The 25504-nt window shown below is 63.6% G+C and carries 22 protein-coding genes and 2 pseudogenes; 12 read left to right on the top strand and 12 right to left on the bottom strand.

Translation table 11 applies throughout. The annotated features are described in order from the left end of the window. Positions 1–2 precede the first annotated feature (2 nt). From otsB to RFM98_RS13345, 4 genes are all read right to left on the bottom strand, one after another. Positions 3–785 (bottom strand): trehalose-phosphatase, encoded by a 783-nt coding sequence (gene otsB, locus RFM98_RS13360; RefSeq protein ID WP_320309314.1) that lies wholly within the window; start codon positions 783–785, stop codon positions 3–5. After that, positions 782–2569, bottom strand: a complete 1788-nt coding sequence (locus tag RFM98_RS13355; RefSeq protein ID WP_320309313.1) for an alpha,alpha-trehalose-phosphate synthase (UDP-forming) — start codon at positions 2567–2569, stop codon at positions 782–784. The genes otsB and RFM98_RS13355 overlap by 4 nt, the downstream gene beginning before the upstream one ends. 147 nt (positions 2570–2716) lie before the next feature. Further along, positions 2717–4879: an amylo-alpha-1,6-glucosidase gene (locus tag RFM98_RS13350; RefSeq protein ID WP_320309312.1), complete on the bottom strand. Its 2163-nt coding sequence runs from the start codon at positions 4877–4879 to the stop codon at positions 2717–2719. 40 nt (positions 4880–4919) lie between these two features. Then, entirely contained in the window at positions 4920–5978 is a 1059-nt protein-coding gene (locus tag RFM98_RS13345) for a glycosyltransferase family 4 protein (protein WP_320309311.1), read from the bottom strand. Between the two features lie 115 nt (positions 5979–6093). Between RFM98_RS13345 and RFM98_RS13340 the strand changes: the two are divergent. Next, a pseudogene (locus RFM98_RS13340) lies at positions 6094–6429 on the top strand (peptide deformylase); the annotation flags it as partial. Positions 6430–6534: 105 nt separating this feature from the next. On the opposite strand, the gene fghA reads toward RFM98_RS13340, so the two are convergent. Next, positions 6535–7368 carry an S-formylglutathione hydrolase gene (gene fghA, locus RFM98_RS13335; protein WP_320309310.1) on the bottom strand — a complete coding sequence of 278 codons (834 nt, stop codon included), beginning with the start codon at positions 7366–7368 and terminating at the stop codon, positions 6535–6537. 396 nt (positions 7369–7764) lie between these two features. On the opposite strand from fghA, the gene RFM98_RS13330 reads away from it, so the two are divergent. Beyond that, the gene (locus RFM98_RS13330; RefSeq protein WP_320309309.1) at positions 7765–9261 is read left to right on the top strand and encodes an aldehyde dehydrogenase family protein; all 1497 of its coding nucleotides are present in this window, start codon (positions 7765–7767) and stop codon (positions 9259–9261) included. Between the two features lie 24 nt (positions 9262–9285). Here RFM98_RS13330 and RFM98_RS13325 read toward each other — a convergent pair. The 5 genes and pseudogenes from RFM98_RS13325 to RFM98_RS13305 form a co-directional block, all read right to left on the bottom strand. Further along, positions 9286–9648 (bottom strand): annotated as a pseudogene (locus RFM98_RS13325) (dioxygenase); the annotation flags it as partial. 31 nt (positions 9649–9679) lie between these two features. Further along, positions 9680–10741, bottom strand: coding sequence for a maleylacetate reductase (locus tag RFM98_RS13320; RefSeq protein ID WP_320309308.1), 1062 nt, complete (start codon positions 10739–10741; stop codon positions 9680–9682). Positions 10742–10757: 16 nt separating this feature from the next. After that, positions 10758–11045 carry a YciI family protein gene (locus tag RFM98_RS13315; RefSeq protein ID WP_320309307.1) on the bottom strand — a complete coding sequence of 96 codons (288 nt, stop codon included), beginning with the start codon at positions 11043–11045 and terminating at the stop codon, positions 10758–10760. Between the two features lie 277 nt (positions 11046–11322). Continuing rightward, complete coding sequence (gene ftsZ / locus RFM98_RS13310) at positions 11323–12315, bottom strand: cell division protein FtsZ (protein ID WP_320309306.1); 993 nt, start codon at positions 12313–12315, stop codon at positions 11323–11325. Positions 12316–12531: 216 nt separating this feature from the next. After that, on the bottom strand, positions 12532–13572 hold the full coding sequence (locus RFM98_RS13305; RefSeq protein ID WP_320309305.1) for a proline racemase family protein: 1041 nt from the start codon (positions 13570–13572) through the stop codon (positions 12532–12534). Between the two features lie 94 nt (positions 13573–13666). On the opposite strand from RFM98_RS13305, the gene RFM98_RS13300 reads away from it, so the two are divergent. Further along, positions 13667–14626 (top strand): dihydrodipicolinate synthase family protein, encoded by a 960-nt coding sequence (locus RFM98_RS13300; RefSeq protein ID WP_320309304.1) that lies wholly within the window; start codon positions 13667–13669, stop codon positions 14624–14626. Between the two features lie 501 nt (positions 14627–15127). On the opposite strand, the gene RFM98_RS13295 is transcribed toward RFM98_RS13300, so the two are convergent. Then, on the bottom strand, positions 15128–16345 hold the full coding sequence (locus RFM98_RS13295) for an NAD(P)/FAD-dependent oxidoreductase (protein ID WP_320309303.1): 1218 nt from the start codon (positions 16343–16345) through the stop codon (positions 15128–15130). A 14-nt stretch (positions 16346–16359) separates the two neighbouring features. Then, positions 16360–17124 carry an HpcH/HpaI aldolase family protein gene (locus RFM98_RS13290; protein WP_320309302.1) on the bottom strand — a complete coding sequence of 255 codons (765 nt, stop codon included), beginning with the start codon at positions 17122–17124 and terminating at the stop codon, positions 16360–16362. Between the two features lie 190 nt (positions 17125–17314). Here RFM98_RS13290 and RFM98_RS13285 point away from each other — a divergent pair, with 190 nt between their 5' ends. The 9 genes from RFM98_RS13285 (at position 17315) to RFM98_RS13245 (ending at position 25339) form a co-directional block, all read left to right on the top strand. Next, entirely contained in the window at positions 17315–18127 is an 813-nt protein-coding gene (locus RFM98_RS13285) for a shikimate dehydrogenase family protein (protein ID WP_320309301.1), read from the top strand. Continuing rightward, on the top strand, positions 18120–18926 hold the full coding sequence (locus tag RFM98_RS13280) for an SDR family NAD(P)-dependent oxidoreductase (protein WP_320309300.1): 807 nt from the start codon (positions 18120–18122) through the stop codon (positions 18924–18926). The genes RFM98_RS13285 and RFM98_RS13280 overlap by 8 nt, the downstream gene beginning before the upstream one ends. A 10-nt stretch (positions 18927–18936) precedes the next feature. Further along, complete coding sequence (locus RFM98_RS13275) at positions 18937–19284, top strand: RidA family protein (RefSeq protein ID WP_320309299.1); 348 nt, start codon at positions 18937–18939, stop codon at positions 19282–19284. A 77-nt stretch (positions 19285–19361) separates the two neighbouring features. Continuing rightward, on the top strand, positions 19362–20150 hold the full coding sequence (locus tag RFM98_RS13270) for a FadR/GntR family transcriptional regulator (protein ID WP_320309298.1): 789 nt from the start codon (positions 19362–19364) through the stop codon (positions 20148–20150). A gap of 282 nt (positions 20151–20432) precedes the next feature. Further along, positions 20433–21143: an SDR family oxidoreductase gene (locus tag RFM98_RS13265; protein WP_320309297.1), complete on the top strand. Its 711-nt coding sequence runs from the start codon at positions 20433–20435 to the stop codon at positions 21141–21143. Positions 21144–21154: 11 nt separating this feature from the next. Beyond that, positions 21155–21904: an SDR family NAD(P)-dependent oxidoreductase gene (locus RFM98_RS13260; RefSeq protein ID WP_320309296.1), complete on the top strand. Its 750-nt coding sequence runs from the start codon at positions 21155–21157 to the stop codon at positions 21902–21904. Positions 21905–21984: 80 nt separating this feature from the next. Continuing rightward, positions 21985–22932, top strand: a complete 948-nt coding sequence (locus tag RFM98_RS13255) for a LysR substrate-binding domain-containing protein (RefSeq protein ID WP_320309295.1) — start codon at positions 21985–21987, stop codon at positions 22930–22932. A gap of 95 nt (positions 22933–23027) precedes the next feature. Then, complete coding sequence (locus RFM98_RS13250; RefSeq protein WP_320309593.1) at positions 23028–24056, top strand: amino acid ABC transporter substrate-binding protein; 1029 nt, start codon at positions 23028–23030, stop codon at positions 24054–24056. 119 nt (positions 24057–24175) lie between these two features. Next, complete coding sequence (locus tag RFM98_RS13245) at positions 24176–25339, top strand: ABC transporter permease subunit (RefSeq protein WP_320309294.1); 1164 nt, start codon at positions 24176–24178, stop codon at positions 25337–25339. Positions 25340–25504 lie beyond the last annotated feature (165 nt).

Below are 25504 nucleotides of genomic sequence, written 5' to 3'. Positions count from 1 at the left end.
CGTCAGGCGACGAGATCGTCTCTCGAGGCATGGCCTGCCGGCTGCCCGAAATTGGCCTCGAGCCAGGCAATGGCGCTCGCGACATCTTCGATGGCGAAGCGCGCCGCGGTCTCGCCCTGCGGCTTCACGCGGATCGAAAATCCTCCTGCGGCATTGACCGTGTCGAAGCCATTCTCGTCGGAGGTATCGTCACCGAGAAACACCGGGCGCCTGCCGGTGAAAGGATCGAGCTGCATGAAGCGCCGGATCGCGGCGCCCTTGGCGGCTTCGAGCGGCATCAATTCGACACCGGCATTGCCGGCGATCACGCGGTAGCCTTTCGGCAGGCGCACAAGCGCCGCCTCCACCAGCTCCGTCGCCCGTGCCAGAAGCTGCGGCGCGGCTCTGGTATGGATGGCGAGCACAGGGCCCTTGCGCTCCACGTAGACGGCCTTGCTTGCCAGCTCCAATTCGATCTCGTCGGCGAGTGCCGCCATGTCCGCCGGTGCGTCGGCCGCCTCGATCTTTCCATCTGGCGCAAGCCTGTGCTCCAGCCCGTAGAGGCCGGCGATCCGCAGCTTCAAGGGATCGAACAGATGGTCCACGGCCGCGATCGAGCGCCCGGTGATGAAGGCGAGCGCGCCGTCGAGACGATGCTCGATCCTTTCCAGGAGAACGCGCAACTCCTCGCTGACCGACACGCTGTCCGGATGCGGCGCGTGCTCCAGCAAGGTCCCGTCGATATCGAGGAAAAGCGCCCAGCGACCTTCGGGAAGCGCCGGTGTAAGATCTGCCTGAATGTTCATCGGAATCCGACTGCCTGTTTGCGTTCGAAGATGGAAACGACATTGTCGCCGGCGGGACCCGTCGGCCGGTCGTATAAAGCTGTGGCCCGGTCGAGGTCGCCGCGCTTTCTCAGCCTCGCCGCGTCCAGCAGCATGCTGCCGGCCCAGCGATAGACATTATTGTCGCGCACGATCTCGCGCATGCGCCGCATGCGTTCGCGCTGCTCGTCCGGCCCCATGGTCAGTGCCTGCAGCATGGCCTCGCTCATCATCGCCGCATCGTAAGGATTGACGATCAGCGCCTCCAGCAATTCGCGCGAGGCGCCGGCGAAGGTGCTGAGCAGCAGCACGCCCTGCTCGTCGTCGCGCGAAGCGACGAATTCCTTGGCGACAAGGTTCATGCCGTCATGAAGGCTGGTGACCATGCAGATGTCGGCCGCGCGATAGATTTCGTAGACACCTTTCTGAGCGTGATGCTCAGCCACCAGCACAACAGGCTGGTAGGTCCCGTTACCGTAGCGCTCGTTGAGGTCGTCGGCATAGCGCAGACATTCCTCATACAGATGCTTGTAGGCCGGCAGCGTGCCCCGGCTGGGCGCGGCGACCTGCAGGAACACCACCTCGCCGACCGTTTCGGGATGGCGAATGAACAGCTCCTCCAGCGCGTGAAAGCGGTCGAGAATGCCCTTGGTGTAGTCGAGGCGCTCGACGCCGACACACAGCTTGGCGTCGGCCGTAATTCCGAACCGCTCACGAACACGCGCGCGGCATTCCTCGACCGGCGGCAGGCTCTTCAGCAGTTCGACAGGCCATTCGATCGAGATCGGGTAGGCATGAATCAACGTCATCTGACCACCATAGGACACAGCCGCATCCGCCCGCTCGATCCGACTCTCCATGAAGCGGTCGACGCTCTCGGTGAAGTTGTTGGCATGGAATTGGGTGTGAAAGCCGATGATCGAGCTGCCGAGCAGGCCGTCGAGGATGCGTTCGCGCCACGGACAGATGCTGAACACTTCCGAATTCGGCCATGGGATGTGCCAGAAGGTGATGACGATCGCGTCAGGCAAGCGTTCGCGGATCATGCGTGGCAGAAGCGCGAAATGATAGTCCTGGACCAGCACGATCGGCCGCTCGTTTTGCGCCTCGGCAACCACCGTCTCGGCGAATTTGCGGTTGACGGCCTCATAGGCCTCCCAGTCCGACTCACGGAAGATCGGCCGGGTGAAGGCAATATGGCAAAGCGGCCACAGACCCTCATTGGCAAAGCCCAAATAGTAGCCCTGATATTCCTCGTCGGTCAGCCAGACGCGGCGCAGCGTATAGGAAGGATGGTCGGGTGGAACCTGCACGCGGTCGTTCCCGTCGACCACCACCCGGTCGGCACTGCCGCCGCCATAGGCAATCCAGGTGCCGGCGCAGGCGCGCGTGATCGGCTCGAGCGCCGAGACCAGCCCGCTGGCCGGCACCACGAGTTCGACATCGCCGTCTTCTGTCTCGTTGTGGATGTAGGGCTCGCGGTTGGAAACCACGATGACCTGCGCGTCAGGTAAATCCTCGGCAAGGATCTTGCGCAGCGTCTCCGGGGACCATGTGACGAGAGCCGCGTCGACCGACTGCCCGTTCTTTTCGAACTCGCGCAGCACCTTTCGCGCGGCCTCGGACGCAACGTCGTCGCTCGGCAAGATTGCGGCCCGCGCATGCAAGCGACGATGCCGTGAAACTGAAATGAAGATCGCGAGAGCGGAAAGTCCGAGACTTGCAAGGACAAGGATCCACAAGAGGTCGATGCCGTATTGTGTCATTGAATGCCAGGTTGCCTCCGGCGGTCCGCCATTTTTGTTTTCGTTCTGCCGGCTGCGGACCGGAAACCGAATCGAGCGTGCAACGCACAAACGGGGCAACCGGTTCCGACATTTTTCGATTGTTGAACGCTACTCGCAGAACTCCGCTCACGTGCGAACGATCAGCGGCACCTGGCCCTCGTGCCGGTCGGACAGGAAGGCCACGACCCGGTCGCCGACCCGCTGGAAGGTGAGATCGACCGCCTTGTCGCCGACGGAGAGATGCCGGAGCGTGAGCGTGTCGATACCGATCGGCAGCCTTGGGCGCGTGACATGCAATTCGCCTTCCCAGCCATCGATCTCCAGGCCCAGGCACGCCTGCATCAGCATGAAGGCGGAGCCTGCCGACCAGGCCTGCGGCAGGCAGGCGACGGGATAGGCGATCGGCGCCTCGCCGGGCGCGCGGGTAAAGCCGCAAAACAGTTCCGGCAGCCGCATGTTGAAATGCACGGCCGACTCGAACGTGCCGCTCATCAGCCGCACCACGCTGTCGCGTTCCCCGTAACGCGCCAGGCCCACGCCGCAAAGCGCCGTATCATGCGGCCAGATCGACCCGTTGTGATAGGACATCGGGTTGAAAAATACCGCGTCGTCGGCGAGCGTCCTCAGTCCCCAACCGGAATGGAAGGAGGCTGACAGCAACTGCTCGGCCACCAGCCTGGCGCGCTCGGGCTGCGGCAGCCCGACGAAAAGCAGGTGCCCGGCATTTGATGTTCGCACCTTGCATGGCTGGCCCTCGCCATCGATGGCTAAAGCGTAGAAATTCATGTCGTCCAGCCAGAAATCCCGTTCCACCGCGACCCGCATTTCCTCGGCGCGGTTTTCCCAATGCTCGGCGTCCGCGAATTCGCCGCGGCGGCGCGCGAGTGCCGCCAGGCCACGGAAGGCGGCAAAGACATAGCCCTGCACCTCGACCAGCGCGATCGGCCCCTTGGGAATGCGCCCGTCGGCGTGGAAGACCGAATCGAAGCTGTCCTTCCAGCCCTGGTTGGCAAGGCCGGACTCGGCGGCGCGCTGGTAGGTGACGAAGCCGGTGGCGCGGCTCGCCTCCTCCGTCCATTCGGCGGCGGCCTTGAGCGAAGGCCACAATTTGTCGATGAAGGCCATGTCGCCGGTACGTTCGGCATAGGCCGAGGCGAGATGGATGTAGAGCGGCGTGGTGTCGACGCCGCCGTAGTAGCGGCCGAAGGGAAGCTCGCGCAGCGCCGCCATCTCGCCCTTGCGCGTCTCATGCATGATCTTGCCGGGCTGGGAATCGCTGAAGGGCGAGGTCTCGGTCGCCTGATGCTCGGCGAGAAAAGCCAGCACGCCGCGCGCCAGTCCCGGATTGAGCCACAGCATCTGCAGGCTCGAGATCACGCCGTCGCGGCCGAACGCCGTCGAGAACCATGGGATACCGGCATAGGGATAAGGCCCGGTCGAAAGCTCGGTGGTGAGCAGAGCCACATCGGCGCGGGCGCGCTCGACCCAATCGTTGAAGACGCGGCCGGAGCTGTGCACCGTGGCGCCATGCCTGCGCTTGGCGCGCATGCCGAAGCGGGCCCGAGCCGCCGCGGCGCGGAAACGGTCGCGGTCGGGCGCGTCCGCGACGTCGGGGCCAACTTCGATATAGAGCACTTTTTGACTGCGCTTGGTCACCGCGATGAGGAAATCGGCGCGATTGTCGCTCAACTGGTCGGGCGCCTGCGAAAACGAGATTGCGGAAAGCCGCGGCAAACCGTCCAGGCCGTCATAGCCAAGTAGCACGGAGGTCTTGTCGGTCTTGGCGACATGCGTCGTGCCGCGCCTCACCCGCGTCGAGCCGCGCACCTCGAACATGTCGCGAAAGTCGGCGGCGAAATGCAGCGAGACGGTGACGGTCGAATGCTCGCGGCTGTAGTTGGAAAGCGTGATCCGCTCGAACAGCCTGTCCTGCCAGATCAGCCTCACCCGTTCGATATGGATCGCGCCCTGCGGGATATCGCGGCCGCCGGCGCTTTGGATCGGCAGGTTGGTCAGGTTGGACGTGAACAGCACATTGTCCTGGCTGAGCGAGGCGCCGAGCAACGACATCTGCCTGCCGCCGATGGTCAGCCGGAATTCCGACAGCACGCGCGTGTCGTCGCGGAAAAAACCATCGCCCGAGCCCCTGATGTCGCCATAGGCATCGACGACGGCGAAGCAGTCGCCCTGCTTCAGCGCAAAAAGCCGGTGCGGCTCCCGCGGCGCCGTTTCGTCGAGCGAGGAAAGGGCCACCGCAGGATCGAGCTTGCGCTCGTCGAGCTCCGTCATTCGTCACCTCTTCGTTTTGCCCCGCCCAAGGCAGTGAGGGTCAAGAGGCCTTGGCCTCCGGCATGCCGGTCAGGCGCATATAGGCAGCAAGATAGTCGCGCGCCATTCTCGTCGCCGAGAACCTTGTCTCGAAAACCGCCCTCACCTGCCGCCGGTCGAGACCGAGAAGCGCGGGCACCGACGCGACCGCATCGTCCACATTATCCACGACGAAGCCGGTGACGCCATTGTCGACGATCTCCGGCAGCGCGCCGCGGTTCCAGGCAATCACCGGTGTGCCGCAGGCCATGGCCTCGATCGCGACGAGGCCGAACGGCTCCGGCCAGTCGATGGGAAACAGAAGGCCTGCCGCATTGCCGAGGAACTCCGCCTTCTCGTTTTCCATGATCTCGCCGACATAGTCGATGCGGTCGCCATCGATGAGCGCCTCGATGTTGTCTTGAAAATAGGCGCGGTCGTCGTCGCCGATCTTGGCCGCCAGCTTCAGCTTCAACCCGGACCGGCGCGCGATCTCGATGGCGCGGTCCGGCCGCTTGTCGCGCGACAGGCGCCCGAGGAAGGCGAGATACGGCTCTTTCGGCTCCGGCTCATAGGTAGGCCCGTAGGCATCGAGCGGCAGTCCGTGATGGATCGTGGCGAGCCAGTTCGCATCTGGCAAGCCGCGCTTCTGGCTGTGCGAAATCGAGATCATCGGGAAGCGCGGGAAGCGTTTATAGGCCGGCGCCAGGTCGACATAGTCGAGCCGGCCATGCGGGGTCGTGACTGTCCGCCTCGCGATCTGCTCGAAGAACGGAAAATGCAGGAAGTGGCTGAGATGGAAATGGATGACGTCGAATTCGCCGGCGCGTTCGCGCACATCTGCAAGCATGGCCAGATGCGCGGCGATCTCCGATTTCTTCGGCCGCGGGTCGAGGCGTATCGCCTGGTCGCGCCCTGGCACCAGCCGCGCCGACGTCTCACTGTCGCCGCTCGCGAACAGCGTCACATCGTGTCCGAGCTCGACGAGTGCTTCGGTGATGTAGAAGACGATCCGCTCGGTTCCACCATAAAGTTTCGGCGGCACGGATTCGTAAAGCGGCGCGACATGGGCTATGCGCATCGAGTCCCTCGGCTGTTGACGCGAAGCAAAATGCGTCAGCGCCGAGATCGTTCCTGCCTAATTGGTCGCGGACACAACTGAGATCCGTCCGAGAGCTTTCAACCTCGCCGCGTTGAAACGTGTGATTGCGATCCAACTGCCTTCGGCCTCTAAATCTGGGATCTATGTAAATCCGTCGATTATCCAGGCCTCGACCGAAATGATCCGCCATACGAAAGGCAGTGTCTCGATGCCCGGTGTCACGGAGGACATCGAGCGACATGCCCGCATACGCGTTCGCTATCAGGATCTCGAGGGCAAGGAGCAGTTCGAGGACGCCGAGGGTCTGCTGGCAGCCTGCCACCAGCACGAGATCGATCAGTTCGACGGGCTCTTCTGGACACACAGGCTGTCGCGCTTGAAGCGCGACCGCCTGATCAAACGCTATGGCAAGCTGATGCGGGCATCCTAGATTGGCGGCGACTGGCATGTCGGGGGATTGAACCCGGTTCTTACGGAACCTGTTCAGCCCTGCGGATGCGACAGGACCGCGTCGGGCACGCGCACTTTTACGACATCACCCAAGGTGGCGGGCATGCCACTTCAGATGATCGTCCATGAAGGTCGAGATGAAGTTGTAGGAATGGTCGTAGCCTTCCTGCATGCGCAAGGTGAGATCGATGCCTGCCGTCTTGCAGGCCTCTTCGAGCAGCCATGGCCGAAGACCGTCCTGCAGGAAGCCGTCGGCCGTGCCCTGGTCGACAAGGAATTCCGGGAAGCGCTTGCCATCCTCGATCAAAAGCGTCGTGTCGTAGGCGCGCCAGCTTTTTTCGTCCGATCCGAGATACTTCTCGAAGGCCGGCCGCGACCAGCCGGCCGTCGAGGGTTGCACGATCGGCGCGAAAGCCGAGCAGCTTCGGTAGCGCTCCGGGTTCTTCAGCGCGATCGTCAGCGCGCCATGTCCGCCCATCGAATGGCCGAAGATCGCCTGGCGCGACGTGTCGACCGGGAAGTTCGCGGCGACGAGCGCCGGCAATTCCTCGGTGAGGTAGGAGTACATGCGATAGTTCTTCGCATAGGGCTGCTCGGTCGCATCGAGGTAAAAACCAGCGCCGCAGCCGAACTGCCAGTTGTCCTTCTCGTCGGGAATGTCGGCTCCGCGCGGGCTGGTATCGGGACAAACGATGACGAGCCCGAGCTCGGATGCCAGGCACCGGTATTCACCCTTGTCCATGACGTTTGCGTGTGTGCAGGTAAGGCCCGACAGGTACCACAGAACCGGCAAGTGCCCGTCCTTGGCCTGGGGCGGCACGAAAGCGGCGAAGGTCATGTCGCAGGCGCAAACCTCGGAAGCATGCAAATAGACGCCCTGGAGGCCGCCATGCGATTTGGAGATGGAAACGACCTTCATCCGTTCTGTCTCTCGTCAGGAAATCTCGATCCGGCATAACCGCCGGGCAGCACTCGCGCAACCTTGCGCCTCGCAAAACTGTGCGGACGGCGCGATCGAACCGCGCCGGCTAGCCCGCCGAAGCAATCAGGTCCGGGCCGACTTGCTGAAAACCTGGTATCCCGCAAAGCTTCAGGCCGCTTGCGATTTCCTCAAGCAAGACATCCAGGAACCCGCTCGACGCCGGCCTGTCCCTGCACCGAGCCGAGCAGAGCGGCGAGGGCAGCTTGGCCCAAATGCCTCCTTCACCACTTCGACTGCGGCGGCGCGCGTTGCACAGTCCGATTATCTGAACGCCCTTTGGCTTTGGCCCGCACCAGGAGTAATAGTCGCGTCGGAATTCGTGAGGAGGAGACGATGACGCTGAACTTCGACCCGAGGGCGAAGGCCACCACGCTCTACCATGGCGAATTCCGGCCGATGTTCATCGGCGGCAAGTGGGTCGCGGCGCAGTCTGGTGAGGTGATGCAGGCGCTGAACCCGGCGACGGGCGAAGTGCTGGCGACGGTGCCGCGCGGTTCGGCCGCCGATATCGACGCGGCCGTGGCCGCGGCGCGCGCGGCTTTCGAAGGCCCCTGGTCGAAATTCTCGCCTTATGAACGGCAATGCGTGCTGCTGAGGATCGCCGACCTGTTCGAGAAGCATTGGGAAGAGCTCAGCGTCTCCGACACGCTCGACATGGGGCTGCCGATCACCCGAACGCTCGCCAACCGGCGCCGCGTCATCGGCATGCTGCGCTTCTATGGCGGCATGGCGACCGCCCTGCACGGCGAGGCGATCGACAATTCGATCCCCGGCGAGATCGTCACCTTCACCCGACGCGAGCCGGTCGGCGTCGTCGGCGCGATCATCCCGTGGAACGCGCCCACCGCCGCCTCGATCTGGAAGATCGCGCCGGCTCTGGCCACCGGCTGCACCATCGTGCTGAAGCCGTCGGAGGATGCGTCGCTGACGCCGCTCTTGATCGCGCGGCTGATGCAGGAGGCCGGCGTGCCCGACGGTGTCGTCAACATCGTCACCGGAACCGGCGCCGAGGCCGGTGCGCGGCTTGCCGAACATCCGGATGTCAACAAGATCGTCTTCACCGGCTCGACGCTGACAGGCCAGGCGATCGCCCGCGCCGGTGTCACCAACCTCAAGCGCGTTTCGCTGGAGCTCGGCGGCAAGTCACCGATCATCGTCTGCCGCGACGCCGATATCGAGAAGGCCGTACCGATCGCGGCGATGGCGGTGTTCGTGCATTCGGGCCAGATCTGCATCGCCGGCTCGCGCCTGTTCGTGGCGCGCGAGATCCATGACGAGTTCGTGCGCAGGGTCGCCGAGTTCGCCGGCAAGCTGCGCATCGGCCACGGCATCGAGGCGGAAACGGAAATCGGACCGCTGATCAACGCAAGACAGGCCGGCAAGGTCGAAGACTACATCAAGGCGGGCAGCGATGAGGGCGCCCGACTGGTTGCCGGCGGCTCAAGGCTGACGGGCAAGCTCTATGACGGCGGCAACTTCATCGCGCCGACCGTCTTCGGCGCGGTGTCGGACAAGATGACCATCGCGCGGGAAGAAATCTTCGGGCCGGTCATCTCGGCCATGCCCTTCGACACGCTGGATGAGGCCGTCACGCGGGCCAACGCCACACCCTACGGCCTGGCGGCAGGTATCTTCACCACCAATCTCGGCATGGCGCACAAGCTCGCCCGCCGCATCAAGGCCGGCTCGGTCTGGGTCAACATGTACCACGCCATCGACCCGGCGGTGCCGTTCGGCGGCATGAAGATGTCCGGCTATGGCCGCGAAGGCGGCGTCGAGCATCTGCACGAGTATCTCGAGACGAAGTCGGTCTGGATCCAGACCGATTAAGCGTCAGTCGACACCGCTGAAGCGCGGGGCTTCGGGCACATAAAACGGGCCAAGGATGGTGTTTTCCGTGGCGCCGTTCGGGCGCCGGTGATTGATGGCGTCGACAAGCATCGAGACCCCGAGCGTATCGGAAAGAAGGATGAATTCCTGCCGCCAGTCGGAGCACGTCTTGCCGACTTCGGTGAGGAACTTGATGCCTTGCAGCCATTCCTCATGTGTCGGCTCGATCTCCTTGATGGCGGCGTGCAGATGTTTCACCAGCACGCCCATGACCTGTCGCAAGCGCGGATCGACATCCGGTCCCATGCGCGCATTGACCACCTCGACCGAGGTCTTTTCCTCGAAATAGGGATATTTCGGTCGGGCAGCGTCCGAGGGGCCGGTCATGGCGATAACTCCTCCAGAGATGTTTGGGTTCTCAGGCCTGCGGCGGTTCGCCGGCATAGGCGCGGGCGATAAGGCTCCGGATCGGTTCCCGCTCCAGCGACCGCGGGTTCCAGTAGGGATTGGCCAGCGCGCGGTCCGTCGCGATGTCGATCCCGTCGCGCGGCATGCCTATCTCCGACAGGGCGCGCCTGGCGCCTATCCGGCCGGCGAGATCGTAGAAAGCTCTCGCAGGATCGTCCGCCTTCAGCAAGGCCCGAAGGGTCTGCATGACGGCCGGAACGGCTGGGGCGTTATAGGCTAGCGCATGCGGCAGCACGATCGTATGGGTCTCGGCGTGCGGCAGATCGAAACTGCCGCCGAGGGTATGGCAAAGCTTGTGGTGCAGCGCCATGCCGACCGACCCAAGGCAGATGCCGCACAGCCAGGCGCCGTAGAGCGCCTCGGAGCGGGCATCGCGGTCATGCGGCTTCTCGGCGATGACTGGCAAGGCGCTCGCCAATGCGCCGATGGCCTCGGTCGCCATGAGGTTGATCACCGGGTTGCTTTCCCTGGCATAGAGTGCCTCGACGGCATGGGCGATGGCGTTCATGCCGCTTGTTCCGGACAAGGAAACAGGAAGCGTCATCGTCAGGTCGACGTCGTAGATGACCACTTCCGGCAGCACCCTCGAGCTCGATTGGGTGACTTTCACGCCATCCTTCGTCTCGCCGAGGATCGGCGTCATTTCCGAGCCTGCATAGGTCGTCGGCATCACGATCTGCGGCAGGTCGGTGCGCAATGCGATTGCCTTGGCGAGGCCCGTCGTGGAGCCTCCGCCGACCGCAACCAGCCCGTCGGCCTTAAGCTCCGCCACGACCCGCAGGGCGTCCTCGGTCACCGACACGGGCGTATGCATCGTCGCCCCGGCATAGACACCGGCCGCTATGCCGCCGAGCGATCCGGCAAGACGCCGGGCCTTGGTCTCCTGCGGCGGCGTTGCAAGCACGAGCACGCGTTTCAGCCCCAGCCGGTCGATCTCCTCCGGCAGCCTTGCGATCGTGCCCGATCCGAAGACGACGCGTGCCGGCTGGCCGTTGTAGACGAAGCTTTTCATTTGCGATCCTCCCTCGTCAGCCGCGATTGTCGACGCGCAACAGGAAGGGATTGATGCTGACGCTTTGCCAGACATTGGCGGCATTGAACGGATCGGCAGCGTTGAACGCCTTCACCTCCTCGATGCTGTCCGCGGAAAAGACGAAGAGCGAGCCGATCATGGTTGTGCCGTCCGCCGCGACCAGCGGCCCGGAGATCACGGTCGCGACCGAGCCGCCGGCAAGATAAGCCTTGTGGGCATCATAATTGGCGAGCCGGCGCGGAAGCGCATCGGCATGGTCGAGACAATGGACGGCAAAGAGCAAGATAGTCCTCCCGGGCAAGCGCGACGCTTCAGCGAATGTTGCTAATCTACTCCTCGCCGGCGGAACTTAAATCGACTCCTGCCGAACAGGTCGGTCAATTTGTCCAATATGGACAGACGCGATGACGGGATGCCGCGCCCTGAAAGCTAGCGACGAAGCGACGTGGAAGTGCGCTGGCCGACGCATGTGGCCGTCCGGGATTTATCCCTACCGGAAGCAGGCATCGGCCGATGGCACCGCGCCATCGGGAACCGGCGCGGCCGAAATCGCGGCAGCTTCAGGCGATCCTCTGCTCGAACTGAGCTATTTCCGCGCTTTTTCGCAGACCCGTCGCGACGACCGACACGCGGAACTTGCCCGCCAATGCCTGGTCGAAGATGGCGCCGACGATGATGTCGGCATCGGCGTCGACTTCTTCCCTTATCCGTGTCGCCGCTTCATCGACCTCGAACAGCGTCATGTCCAATCCGCCGCAGATCGACACCAGCAGCCCCCTGGCGCCAGACATCGAGGCCTCGTCGAGGAGCGGATTGGCGATCGCCGCCTCGGCCGCGATCCTTGCACGCCCCTCTCCTGAGGCCTCGCCGGTTCCCATCATTGCTCGGCCCATGTCCCGCATCACCGACTTCACATCGGCGAAATCGAGATTGATCAGGCCTTCTTTGACGATGAGATCCGTGATGCAGCCGACACCCGCATAGAGAACACGGTCCGCCATGGCGAAGGCGTCGGCGAACGTGGTCCGGGCGTCGGCAACCCTGAAGAGGTTCTGGTTCGGGATGACGATCACGGTGTCGGCGCTTTCGCGAAGGCGCTCTATGCCTTCCTCGGCGGCCTGGGTCCTGCGCTTGCCTTCGAAGACGAAGGGCTTGGTGACGACGGCCACCGTCAAGATGCCGGCGTCGCGCGCGGCGCGCGCAATCACGGGCGCAGCGCCGGTCCCCGTGCCGCCGCCCATGCCGGCGGTGATGAAGCACATATGCGTTCCCGCCAGATGATCCATGATCTCGTCGATGGATTCCTCCGCGGCAGCACTTCCGACCTGGGGCAAGGATCCGGCGCCCAGGCCCTCGGTCACATGCGCACCCAACTGGATCAGCCGCGACGACTTCGACATGGTGAGCGCCTGGGCGTCGGTGTTGGCCACGACGAACTCGACGCCCTGCAAGCCTTCGGCGATCATGTTGTTGACGGCGTTTCCGCCAGCGCCACCGACCCCGATAACGGTGATCTTGGGCCTCATCTCCAGGATTTCCGGCTTGGCGGTCATTTTCTCATCTTTCTACGAAAGCACCTGCTGCTCCGCCGCACGATCATGCGGAACTGGAGCAACGAGCACACGAATCAGGCGATCCCCACCAAGCGCAGGGAATCAGAGCAGGCGCCTCCCTGCAAGGTCCGCTGAGCATATGCAAGCGCGATGCCCTCGCTTGAGCTCAAAGCGTCCGGGCGCTTGGGTGACCCGGCGACGGCGTTGCAAAAACTTCTATTGCGTCACCGAGGTCGAGGTGCCCCAGGTGTCCGACAGCACATAACCTTGCGGATAAGGATCCGTCGGATCGAGATAGTAATTGTGCTCGCCTGTGATCCAGGCTCGGCCGGTGATCTGCGGTACGATCGCCTTGCGACCGGCGATTTCGGTGAGCTCGAGTATCTTGCCGGTAAAGCGCGAGCCGATGATCGATTCATGGATCAGCACCTCGCCAGCCTTCATCAAGCCGCGGGCCTGCAGCACGGCCATGCGGGCCGAGGTGCCGGTTCCCGTCGGGCTGCGGTCCGAGCGTCCGGGCGAGACGATGCAGGTGTTGCGCGTAACGTTGCCCGGCCCCTGGAACGGCATGGCGAACTGCACGATCGACACACCGCGCACATTGTCGAACTCCGGATGGACGACATCGAGCTGCTCGCGCGCCGCGCGTCGGACCTTTTCGCCGATGACGGCGAGTTCGCGGGCCTCGTCGGGCGTGACCGAGAAGCCGAGCGCCTTGGCATCGACGATCGCGTAGAACATGCCGCCATAGGCGATATCCACCTTCAGCGTGCCAAGTCCCTCCACCTCGATATCGGCGTCGAGGCGCTCGGCAAAGGCCGGCGCGTTGCGCAAGGTAATCGCAAGGCATTTGCCGTCACGGCATTCGGCGCGCACCTCGATGACGCCGCCCGGCATGTCCAATTTGAAGCGCGTCTCGGGCTCTTGCATCGGCACCATCCCGGTCTCGAGCAGCACGGTGGCGACGCAGATCGTGTTGGAGCCGGACATTGGCGGGTATTCCGTCGGCTCCATGATGATGGCGCCCGCGGCGCAATCCTCGCGCGTCGCGGGCACCAGGAGGTTGACGTGTCGGGCAACGCTGCCGCGCGGCTCGCAGATCAGCATGCGCCTTATATGGTCGTGGTCGCGTTCCATCGTGATCATCTTTTCCATCATCGTGCGGCCTGCCGGCGGCAGCACGCCGCCCACGATGACGTCGCCGATCTCCCCCTCGGCATGGCAGCCGACGACGCGAATGCTGGCTTTGGTACGCATGGATACTCCCTGTGACCGCGACTATCCGCTTGGCAAGCGGTTCTTTGCGGGACAAACTGGCCAATCTGCGTGCCAGCCTCAAGGAGAATTCGAAATGACCGCCAATGTTTTTTCCGGCTGCATGCCGGCGCTGATGACGCCTTGCACCGATGACCGGCTTCCCGACTTCGACGCGCTGGTGCGCAAGGGTCGCGAGCTGATCGCTGCCGGCATGTCGGCTGTCGTCTATTGCGGCTCGATGGGCGACTGGCCGCTGCTGAGCGACGCGCAGCGCATGGAGGGCGTCGAGCGCCTGGTCAAGGCCGGCGTGCCGGTGATCGTCGGCACCGGCGCGGTCAACACGGCTAGTGCCGTGGCGCACGCCGCGCACGCGCAAAAGGTCGGCGCACGGGGCCTGATGGTGATCCCGCGCGTTTTATCGCGCGGGCCCTCGGTGACGGCGCAGCGCCACCACTTCAAGGCAATCCTAACCGCGGCCCCCGATCTGCCGGCCGTCATCTACAACAGCCCCTATTACGGCTTTGCCACCCGCGCCGATCTCTTCTTCGCGCTGCGCGCCGAACATCCGAACCTTGTCGGCTTCAAGGAATTCGGCGGCCCGTCGGATTTGCGCTACGCGGCGGAAAACATCACCAGCCGCGACGATGAGGTCGCGCTGATGATCGGCGTCGACACCGCTGTCTTCCACGGTTTCGTCAATTGCGGGGCGTCGGGCGCCATCACCGGCATCGGCAATGTGCTGCCGAAGGAAGTGCTGCATCTGGTTGGTCTCAGCCAGGCGGCGGCGAAGGGCGATGCCGAAGCGCGCCGGCTGGCGCTGGAGCTGGATGCCGCGTTCGCCGTGCTGTCTTCCTTCGACGAGGGCCCGGACCTGGTGCTCTATTTCAAGCACATGATGGTGCTCAAGGGTGACCCGGAATACGGGCTGCACTTCAACGAGACCGATGCACTGAGCGACAGCCAGCGCGGCTATGCCGAGCAGCAGCTCAGGCTGTTCGACACCTGGTACGCCCAGTGGTCAAGGCAGCCCGTGATGGCGAGATACGCGGCCTGAGCCCGTCGATCCGAGGCCGCCGACCCGCTCGAAACCCGGCGATCGGCGGTGGCCTCTAACTCTTTGTTTTACGCAATTCCGAACGGAAATCGCTGCGCACTTTTGCTGGAATGGCCCTAGTTTCCCCGACACAGGGATTTTGAAAGGTTGCCGTTTGTCTTCGTGCAAGATTTTCCGTTCATTTCCGTGAAATCAGGGCAAACGCCGGAGATTGGTTGAAGCCGCCTCAACGTCGTCATTCTATGGCGGAGCAAGGAGCGAAGCGACGCGCGCAGACCATAGAATCCATGCCGTGACTTGGAAGCGTTGCTGCGGTGCAGATTTTGCTCCGCAGCGCCTTCGATCAAGGCCACGGCATGGATTCTAGGGTCTACGCGGTACGCTTCGCTTCCCGCTCCGCCCTAGAATGACGATGGAGTGGGCGTTTCGGCCAATCTCCAAGGCATGCCACCTGCCAACGCAAACAGAGAGCCAACCGGTCAAAATCCCTGTGCAGTGCCACTAGATCACCGCTTCTTCGAGGAACGGCTCGTTGCGCGGGACGCGCTCGTAGCAGAAGGGCGACAGGTCAAGCGTCTGGAAGGCGCCGTGAACAATCAGCTCCGACACCGCCCGGCCGACAGCCGGCGACTGCTGCAGGCCGTGGCCCGAGAAGCCATTGGCGAACATGAAGTTCGTCACCTCGGGATGAAAGCCGACAATGCCGTTGTGGTCGAGCATGTTGTATTCGTAATGGCCGGTCCAGCTGGTTTGCACCTTCAGCGCGTCGAAAGCCGGAATACGGTGCCATAGCGCCGGCCAGATATAGTCGTCGAACTCCTCGAAATGCATTTCGAAATCGTCGTAATCGGCCGGTCCATCGCCCTGCGGCGTGTTGCCGGTGAGGAAAAGCTCACCTTCCGGCCGCACGAAGGTGCCGGAAAGGTCGATGACATTGGGCATCCGTCCGGGGATCGGATTGGCGCTGGCAAAGACGAAGCTGTAGCGCTTGTAGGGCGCGACCGGGATGGAGAGGCCGGCCATGCCGGCCACCTGCTGCGCTCTCGGGCCGGCGGCATTGACCAGCGTACCGCAAGAAACCGTCTCGCCCGTCGCGAGGCGGGCGGAGACCACCCGCCCATCGACCACTTCCAATCCGGTCACCGCATTGTCGATATATTCGACGCCGCTGCCACGTGCGGCGCGGCGGAACCCGTTGAGCATGCCCATGGAATCGAACCAGCCCTCCTCACGGGAACCCCAGGAGCCGCCGCCGAGATCATCGACGTTCAGCCATGGGAAGCGTTGCTTCAGCGGGCCTGGTTCGAGGAAGACGGTGTGGGCACCGAGGCTGCGCTGCAGATCGACCCGTTCCTTGGCCGCTTCCACGCCTTCGGGCGAGCAGCAATAGAGATATCCATGTTCCTTGAAGCCGAGATCGGGGGCAGGCTCGTCCTTGTAGAATGGGGCCATTCGCTCCTGGAAGCCGCGGATGATCTCGATGCCGAACTGGCTGATCTTCACATTGATCGGATTGGAATATTGCTGGCGGATGGCGCTGGTGGAGAGCGCCGTCGAGGAGAATTCGTAGCTTGAGTCACGCTCGACCACGAGGATCGAGGCGCCGCTGCCCAGCGCCTGGCTCAGCCAGTAGGCCGTCGATGAGCCGACGACCGCGCCGCCGACGATGACAATGTCATAGGCGCTGCGCGAAGGTGCCTTGTAAGGGGGGATAGCCACGGCTGTTCTCCGCTCTACTGATTGAACGAGGCGATCAGGGCATCCGAGCCCCGCGCCAGCAGGCCGAGGTCCGACCCGACGGCGACCATGGTGAAGCCGTCCGCGAGATAACGGTCCGCGTCGGCCTTCATGGGAGCCAGGATGCCGCTCGCCTTGCCTGCCGAAGCTGCGGCCTTGCATACGGACGATATCGCGTCCTGCACATGCGTCGCACCGGGATTGCCCATTGCGCTCATGTTCGTCGAAAGGTCGCCCGGCCCCACAAACAGGACGTCTACGCCATCCACCGCTGCGATTTCGGCCGCATTGGCCACGCCGGTCTCGTCCTCGATCTGAACGGCCAGAAGCTGCTGCTCGCGCGCCTTGGCGTGATAGCCGGCGATGCGACCGAAGGCGTTGGCGCGGTGGCCGACCGAGAAGCCGCGGAAGCCGCCCGGAGCATAGGTCGCCGCGGCCACGATCGCGCGTGCCTGCCCCGCTGTGCGCACATTGGGGATCATCAGGCTCCGGGCGCCGACATCCAGTGCCTGCTTGATCAAATTGGCATCGTCCGACGGCAGGCGCACGACCGCCTCGCAGGGAAACGCCGCCGCGACCTGAAGCTGCGCCATGATGCTGCGCAGATCGTTCGGGCTGTGCTCGCCGTCGATCAGCAGCCAGCCCGCTCCGGAGCCAGCCACCACCTCGGTGGTCAGCGCCGAGGCCAGCGAGCACCAGATGCCGATGTGCGGCCGGCCGACCTGTACGGCCGCCTTCAACGAATTGACGCGCTCCTGCATTTTGCGATCGATCTCCGTGGAAAAGGCGGATTGAAATTTGTATGATGTCCTATATCATATGGCTCGCTTGAGCTGCAAGACGGCTCGAACCCCAAATGGGAGCTGCGCATGAAAATCGGCTTCATCGGGCTTGGTGCGGGCCCTTGAAATCCTGAATGATCACGAACTGTCAAACAGAAAGGAATAACCGATGCGCGGAACCGGCAAGGCCGACATCTTCGTCATGCTGGCCCATCCCGTGGGCCATGCGAAGAGCCCCGGAGTCTTCAATGAAATCTTCGAGCAGAAGGGGCTCGACAGCCTGATGGTACCGCTGAGCTGCCGCCCGGAGGATTTCGACACTTTCTGGGCCGGCATCACGGCGGCCGAGAACATCCGGGGCGTGATCATCTCGGTGCCCTACAAGGTCCCGGTCTATCACAAATGCGCGGCGGCTCATGACCGTGCCGCTCGCGTGCAAAGCGCCAACTCGGTGCGCCGGCAGGCCGACGGCACCTGGTATGCCGACAATTTCGATGGCGTCGGCTTCATCGATGGGCTGAAGGCGGGCGGGCATAAGATCGCCGGCAAGCGCATCCTCCAGGTCGGCGCCGGCGGCGCGGGCTCCTCCCTGACCTATTGCCTAGCCGAGGAAGGCGCGGCCGAGATCCGTCTGACCGATGTCGACAAGGAACGCTCACAAAAACTCGCTTCGCTGGTCAACAAGTTGTTCCCCAATTGCCGTATCGAGGTCGGAGAACCCGATCCGTCCGGCATGGATATGGCGATCAACGCTACGCCGGCCGGCCTGAAAGCCAGCGACCCGCTGCCGATGGATGTGAGCAAGCTGACCCCGAACATGACGGTCGTCGACATCATCATGGAGCCGGCCGAGACGCCGCTACTCAAGGCCGCGAAAGCGATCGGCTGCCGCATCCAGCCCGGACGGCCGATGATGGACTTCCAGGTCGAGGCCATGGCCGAATTCTTCGACATCGAGCGCAAGGATCGCCGCAATGGCTGATGCGAAGACCGCCGTCGTCATCGGCGGCACGTCCGGCATCGGACGCGCAATGGCCGAACGCTTCGCCGAGGATGGCTATCAGGTGGTCGTCGCTGGCCGCGACGCCGTCCGAGGCAAGGAGACGGCCAGCGCCTGCGAGGGTGCAGGCGCGCCACGCGCCCTCTTCATGCAGACCGATGTCGGCAACCCCGCCTCTGTCGAGGCTCTGGCTGCAGATGTGGTAGACGCATTCGGCACACCCCACGTCGTGGTCAATTGCGCCGGCATCCTGCAGAGCGGCAAGCACGTGCTGGACCAGGATCTTGCCGAAGACGAGCAGATGTGGCGCATCAACTATCGCGGCACGCTGCTTGGCTGCCAGGTGTTCGGCCGGCTGATGTCGGCCGCCGGGCGCGGCGCGATCCTCAATGTCGGCTCGCTTGCCTCTTTCGCGCCGCTGTCGCTCCCGGCCTACACACCCGCAAAGCATGCGGTTCTGGCGCTCACGCAGATGCTGGCGGCCGAGCTTGGCCCGCATGGGGTTCGCGTCAACGCCGTGGCGCCCGGCTACACGCTATCGGACGGACTTAAAGCAAAGATCGAGAAGGGCGAGCGCAACCCGCAAGCCATACAGGCCACCACCGCGCTGCGCCGTTTCGTCGAGCCACGCGATGTCGCCGAGGCGGCCTTGTTCCTCTGCTCCGACCGCGCCGCGTCGATCACCGGCGTCACGCTTCCGGTCGATGCCGGCTGGCTCGTCCAGGCGCCCTACGCGCAATATTTGCAAGGCAATCCCATCCGGCCGAAACCGGCAATCTGAGAGGCATCCCGTGAGCGATATCCAGCGCTTCGATTTCGACACCCGCATCCATCACGGGGTCATCCACAACGGCACGCTCTATTTGACCGGCCAGGTCGCTCGCCCCGGCCAGTCCGCGGCCGACCAGATGCGCGAGGTGCTCGGCAAGATCGATGCGCTGCTCGCCAAGGCCGGGACGGACAAGACCCGCATCCTTCACGTCCAGATGTGGCTGGACGATGTGCGCGATTTCGACGAGGTCAACACGGTGTGGGATGCCTGGATGCCGAAGCAGCATGCGCCGGCGCGCTCGTCCGGCGAGGGACGGATGGCCAAACCCGGAAAGCTGCTCGAACTCATCGTCACGGCGGCGGTTTGAATGGTCTTGCCGGTTCGGGCATCATCCCGGATCTGAACTTGAACGGCCCGAACCTGAACTTGAACGGAAGGATGTAAATGACGAAGCGCAAGCCGCTTTCCACCGTGGTGGCGGAGAGCCTGGCCGAAAAGATCAGCTCCGGACAGTTGCAGCCTGGCGCGCAATTGCCGACCGAGGTGGAGCTTTGCGCCGAATACGATGTCAGCCGTACCGTCGTGCGCGAAGCGGTGGCGCGGCTGCGCTCGGAGGGCATGGTGGTGCCGCAGCAGGGACGCGGCATGTTCGTCAGCGAAACGCCGGTGCCGCGCAATTTCTCGATCCCCGACGAGGCGCTGCGCACGCTGCCGGAAACCATCGCCTTGCTCGAACTCAGATTGAGCGTCGAAGTGGAATCCGCCGGGCTCTGCGCCGAACGCCGCACCGACAAGGAAGCCAGCGACATCCGGGCGATGATGGATGACATCGACGCCCAGCAGGCGGATCCCGCCGCGGTCCAGATCCACTACGACTACGATTTCCATCTCGCGATCGCCAAGGCAGCGCGCAACGAATTCATCCACGGCTTCCTCGCCTATCTCGGCCCGATGATCGTGCCGCGTTTCCAGCTCGGCTACGTGGTCGAGCCTGGTCTCAAGGACAGCTATTACGCGCGCATCCACAGCGAGCACAAAGCCATCGTCGACGCCATCGAAAGGCAGGATGGCGGCAAGGCCCGCCAAGCCATGCGCAAGCATCTGCATAACAGCCTGGGACGCGTGCGCGCCCTGGCCAAAGCCTCCGGCGTCGAGGCGACGGACGCCGAGCAAAAGGCCGCCGCGGCCTCGCTCTTCACCAGGTTGAAGAGGCCGCTATCGACAGGCGGATAGGTTCGGCGACTTGCCATCCTGAGCGCCCAGGCCGAAAGCAGCCGGCCAGGCGGTTGCGAAAGCCATGTTTTTGCTCCGCTGGATAGCGAAACACCTTTCCTGGTGCTCCGAAGGTATTGTTTTTCTTTGATTTGTGGCCGCAGAAATCGCGTGGGCGGCGTGGAACATTTCGAGCATCGCAAATGCGTTTCGAAAGTTTATCTTTCCTTTTTGCTGCTTTTCTTGGTTTCGCGGCATCGGCCCAAGCCGCAGACTGAGCATCAAGCAATCAGGGAAGCCCAGGTGACGACAGCCTTCATCACAGGTGCAACGAGCGGCATAGGGCGAGCCATGGCGATCGCCTTGTGCGACGCCGGCTACGACGTGTACGCGGTCGGCCGCAGCAAGGCCGCACTCAAGGAGCTGCAGGCCGAACGTCCCGGCATCGTGCCGATCGCCGTCGACGTCACCGACCGCGAAGCGCTGGAATCGGTGCTGGCGGATCTCACCATCGATGTGCTGATCAACAATGCCGGCATGATGCCGCCGCTCGGCAATTTCGCCGACATGAAGATCGCCGACATCGACACCACGCTGGAGGTGAATCTCAGCGCCGCGATCCTGCTCACCCGCCTCGTCGTACCAAAGATGCGCGAGCGGCAATCGGGACATATCCTGTTCACCGGCTCGGTCGCGGGCCACGCGGCATTTTCCAACATTGCCGTCTATTCGGCCACCAAGGCGGCGATCTCCGGCTTTGCCGCCGCGCTGCGTGCCGACCTCTCCCAGTTCGGCATACGCGTCACCGAGATCGTCGCCGGCCGCGTCGAGACGCAGCTCTACAAGGACATTCTCGACGCCGATGCGCGCGCGGCCATGTACGCCGCAAAAGTGGTGCAGCCGGATGACGTGGCCAGGATGGTCGTCGGCGTGCTCGCGCTCCCTGCATGGGCCGACGTGACCCGTCTCGACATCATGCCGACATGGCCGACCTCGCCGAGCGGCACCAAGTAAGGAAAACTGGAATGAAGGACCTTTCCGTTCTGATCGTTGGCGGTGGCGCAGGCCTCGGCGCCCTTCTCGCCCGCATGGCCGTGGAAGCCGGGGCGGCAAAGATCGGCATCATCGACATCAACCAGGAGGCCGCCGAGGCTGCGCTCGAACCGGCGAAGGCCAAGGGCCTGCCGGTCGCGGCTGCGGCTTGCGATATCCAGGTCGGCCCTCAATGCCAAGCCGCCTTCGACGCGATCGTAGCCAAGCTCGGACGCGTCGACACGCTGATCAACTGCGCCGCGATCTATCCGCGCCGCCCGCTGCTCGACATCACCGACGCCGATTGGGACGCCTCCAACGGCATCAACATCAAGGGCACCTACCACATGATGGTGGCCGCGGTTCGCCACATGCAGGCGCAGGATCCGAAAGCCCATGTGCGCGGCCGCATCGTCAACCTGACATCCGTCGACGCCTTCAAGGCGCATCCGCAGAACGCGCATTACGCGGCCACCAAGGCTGCCGTGGTCAGCCTGACGCGTTCCTTTGCCCATCACGTCGCCAAGGACGGCATCCTGGTGAATTCCGTCGCGCCCGCCGGCATGGCCACCGAGAAGGCAAAGGCCCTCGGCTTCCTCGATGAGCTTGCCAAGGCAAGCCCGCTCGGCCGTGGCGCCGAGCCGACCGAAATCGCCGAGTGGGTGCTCATGACCGGCGGACCCAAGAACACCTACATGACGGGCGAAAACGTCATCGTTTCAGGTGGTTACATCTACGCATAAACCAACTTCGTCAGCCGGGTGGCTGACATTTGGCAGTGCATGATCGACGGAGTCTCAAACGAAAGGAGGCGGAATTCACCATGACCGGCAAGCTTCGCCTTCCTTCGCTCAACGCGCTGCGCGTCTTCCACGCCGTCGTGCAGCACAAGAGCTTCCGGCAGGCCGCCGACGAGCTCCTGGTGACACCTCAGGCAGTCGGACAGCAGATCAAGCTCCTGGAAGACACGCTTCAGGTCACGCTGTTCGAGCGCAAGGGCCGTTCGATCGAACTGACCGAATCCGCCATTCTGCTGTCACACTACGTCAAGGCAGGCTTCGACGAATTCTCCGAGGGCGTCCGCCGGGTCACCAAGTCGAATTACCGCGACCGGATCAACCTCAATGCGAGCCCGTATTTCGCCACGCACTATCTGCTGCCGCGGCTTTCGCTGTTCCGCGAGATCCTGCCGGGCGCCGATTTGCGCCTGACCACCATGGTCGACCTGCCGGACTTCGGGCGCGACGACATCGATATGACGGTGCAGTGGGGCTACGGCAACTGGCCCGACTACGAGACCACGCTCTTGGTGCCGGACCCGAAGATCATCTGCTGCACGCCGGCGATCGGCGAAAAGATCAAGTCGGCGCATGACCTGAAGCGCTTCACGCTGCTCGACACCGTCAAGTCGAAGCGCCTGTGGCCGGACATATTGCGACACCTTGGCGTCGAGCTGACGGATGGCGACCGCAGCATCAGCTTCGACGACGCGGCGACCATGCGCCGGGCGACCCTGCAAGGCATCGGCGTCGGCCTGGTTTCCGTCATCGACGCCGAGGAGGATTTCCGCTCCGGCGCGCTGGTCGCGCCGATCGGCCGGGACGCCATTGCCGATATGAGGCCGGAGGAAATCCCCGGTTTCTATCTCGTCGTCCCGCGCGGGCATCTGCGCGTGAAGGCGGTGGCGGCGCTCCATCGATGGCTGGCCCAGGAGGATTGGCGGAGCGACCTCAAGATCTCCTTGCCGAAACCGACCCCGCTTTCCGACTGAGAAGCGGCTTTGAGACCGGGTCCCGAAAGCCGTCTTGCGGGGCTCCAACAACAAGAAACGCAACAACCTCAACAGTGGAGACAACAAACGTGAAAATGATCAAATGGGGGGCCGCCGCCATGGCCCTGGGCCTCGTTCATCTGGCAGCGCCGGCGCAAGCCGCCGGCGGCAAGACGCTTGAAGCCGTGAAGGCGCGTGGCGTGCTCAACTGCACCGGCCATGACGGCTCCTATCTCGGCTTCGCCGAGGTCGACGACAAGGGCAACTGGAAAGGCATGGACATCGACCTTTGCAAGGCGGTGGCGACCGCCGTGTTCGGCGACCCGGCAAAGCTGAAGGTCGTTCCGATCAGCTGGGCGCAGCGCTGGCCGTCGCTCCAGTCGGGCGATGTCGACATCATCATCAAGGCGTCCGGCGGCACGCTCAGCCGCGACACCGAGCTCGGCCTGCAGTTCTCGATGTCCTACTACCTCGGCACGACCAAGGTGATGGCGCATAAGGAGCTCAACCTGAAGTCGCTCAAGGACGCCAATGGCGGCACGATCTGCATCCCCGCCGGCACATCCCAGGAGCAGCAGGTCGCGGCCTATAGTGCCGAGCTCGGCATCAAGCTCGAGCCTGTGCTGATCGAAAAGACCGAAGAACTCGAACAGGCCTATTTTTCCGGCCGCTGCGATCTCTATGCGCAATGGGGTCCGACGCTCGCCATTGCCCGCATCGCCAAGAGCAAGGTCGAGGACCATGTCATCCTGCCCGACGTGCTCGCCGTCGAGCCCGAAGTCATGATCATGCGGCAGGGCGACGACAATTGGGTCGATATCGCCAACTGGACGCTCAGCACCCTGATCTTCGCCGAGCAGGAAGGCATCACCTCCAAGAATGTCGACGAGATCAAGGCCAAGCCGACCTCGCCGCAGGTGGCCAAATTCCTCGGCGTCACGCCGGGCATGGGCAAGGGCCTCGGGCTTTCCGACGACTGGGCCTACAACGTCATCAAAAAGGTCGGCAATTACGGCGAGATCTTCGAGCGCGATCTCGGCAAGGACTCGCCCTACAAGATGGATCGCGAGTTGACCAACCTTTGGAACAATGGCGGCGTCCTGTTCCCGCTGGTGATCGATTGATCCCCTTGGTGATCGATTGATCCCCTTGGTGATCGACTGATCCGTTCTTAACGCATCCGCTTTGAGCTCCGCCCGGCTGCCTGCCCGGCGGAGCCGGCGCCAATTCGGGAACGATGCTGATGGTCAGCCTGCTGAGAAATCAGAAGGTCCGCAACGCGCTGGTGCAGGTCCTTTACGTCGGCTCGCTTGCCGCGATGGTCCTTGCCTGCGTGATGATCGCCAGGCGCAACCTCGCTGAGCAAGGCATCACCTCCGGCTTCGACTTCCTCTACAAGTCGACGGGCTGGGATGTGAACTTCTCGCTGCTGCCGGCCACCGCCAACGATCCGTATTGGTGGTACTTCCTCATCGGCATCGTCAACACACTGTTCCTGGGAAGCACCGGGCTGATCCTGGCAACGATCGTCGGCACGATCGTCGGCCTGGCGCGGACCTCCTCGAACGAGCTGGCGCGGCTGCTCGGCCGCACCTATGTCGACATCTTCCGCAACATCCCGCTGATCCTCCAGGTCTTCTTCTGGTACGCGGTCATCACGCATCTGCCGACGCCGCGCGCCGCGCATGAGGCCTTCGGCATGCTGCTGACCAGCCGCGGCCTCTATGTGCCGGTCCCCAACGTCGGCGCAATGGCGCTGGCCGCAGCGATACTTGCCGTGATCGCGGCAATCGCCCTTCCGGTCTGGTTGGGCCGGACGTCGCGCCTCGATCGACCGGTTGGCGAGCGGCTCGGCATTCAACTGGCCGCGGCAGCGACGGCGCTGGCCACCGCCGCCGTCATCCTGGCGCTCGGTCGACTGCCGGACCTGCCACTGCTTGACTTCCCTGCCTTGCAAGGCCTCAATCTCAGGGGGGGCCTGCGCATTCCACCGGAGTTCTCCGCGCTGGCTATCGCCATTGCCATCTATGGCGGCTCCTACATTGCCGAGATCGTGCGCGGCGGCTTCAAGGCAGTCGGCAAAGGCCAGATGGAGGCCGCGCAGTCCCTTGGGCTCAGCCCGTGGCGCGTCTTCACGCTGGTCAGGCTGCCTCTCGCGCTGCGCGCCATGCTGCCCATCCTCGCCAACCAGTATGTCTGGCTGATGAAGGCAACCACGATGGGCATTGCCGTCGGCTTCACCGACTTCTTCATGATCGTGGCGCTGACCATCAACCATTCCGGCCAGACGCTGGAGGCGATCGGCATCCTGATGGCAGGGTTTCTTGCCATCAATCTCAGCCTCGCCGCCATCTTCAACCGCATCAACAAAGCCATTGCCCTCAAGGGCAACCAACTGAGGGGGTGAGGGAGATGGAGATGGTCGTTGTCGCTCCCCCTGCCCCCTAGGGCTATCGCATATGAGTAAAGAGCTCATAGAAGAAGTCTTTGCTCCAGTTGGCTCTGCGCATTTTGCTTGCGATAGGTTTGTCGAGGGGGTGAGCGGTCAAGATGTTTTGAGCGAGCCTGCGGA

Source organism: Mesorhizobium australafricanum, from assembly GCF_033977265.1.
Lineage (GTDB): Bacteria > Pseudomonadota > Alphaproteobacteria > Rhizobiales > Rhizobiaceae > Mesorhizobium > Mesorhizobium australafricanum.
This window is presented reverse-complemented; position numbering and strand designations above follow the sequence as displayed.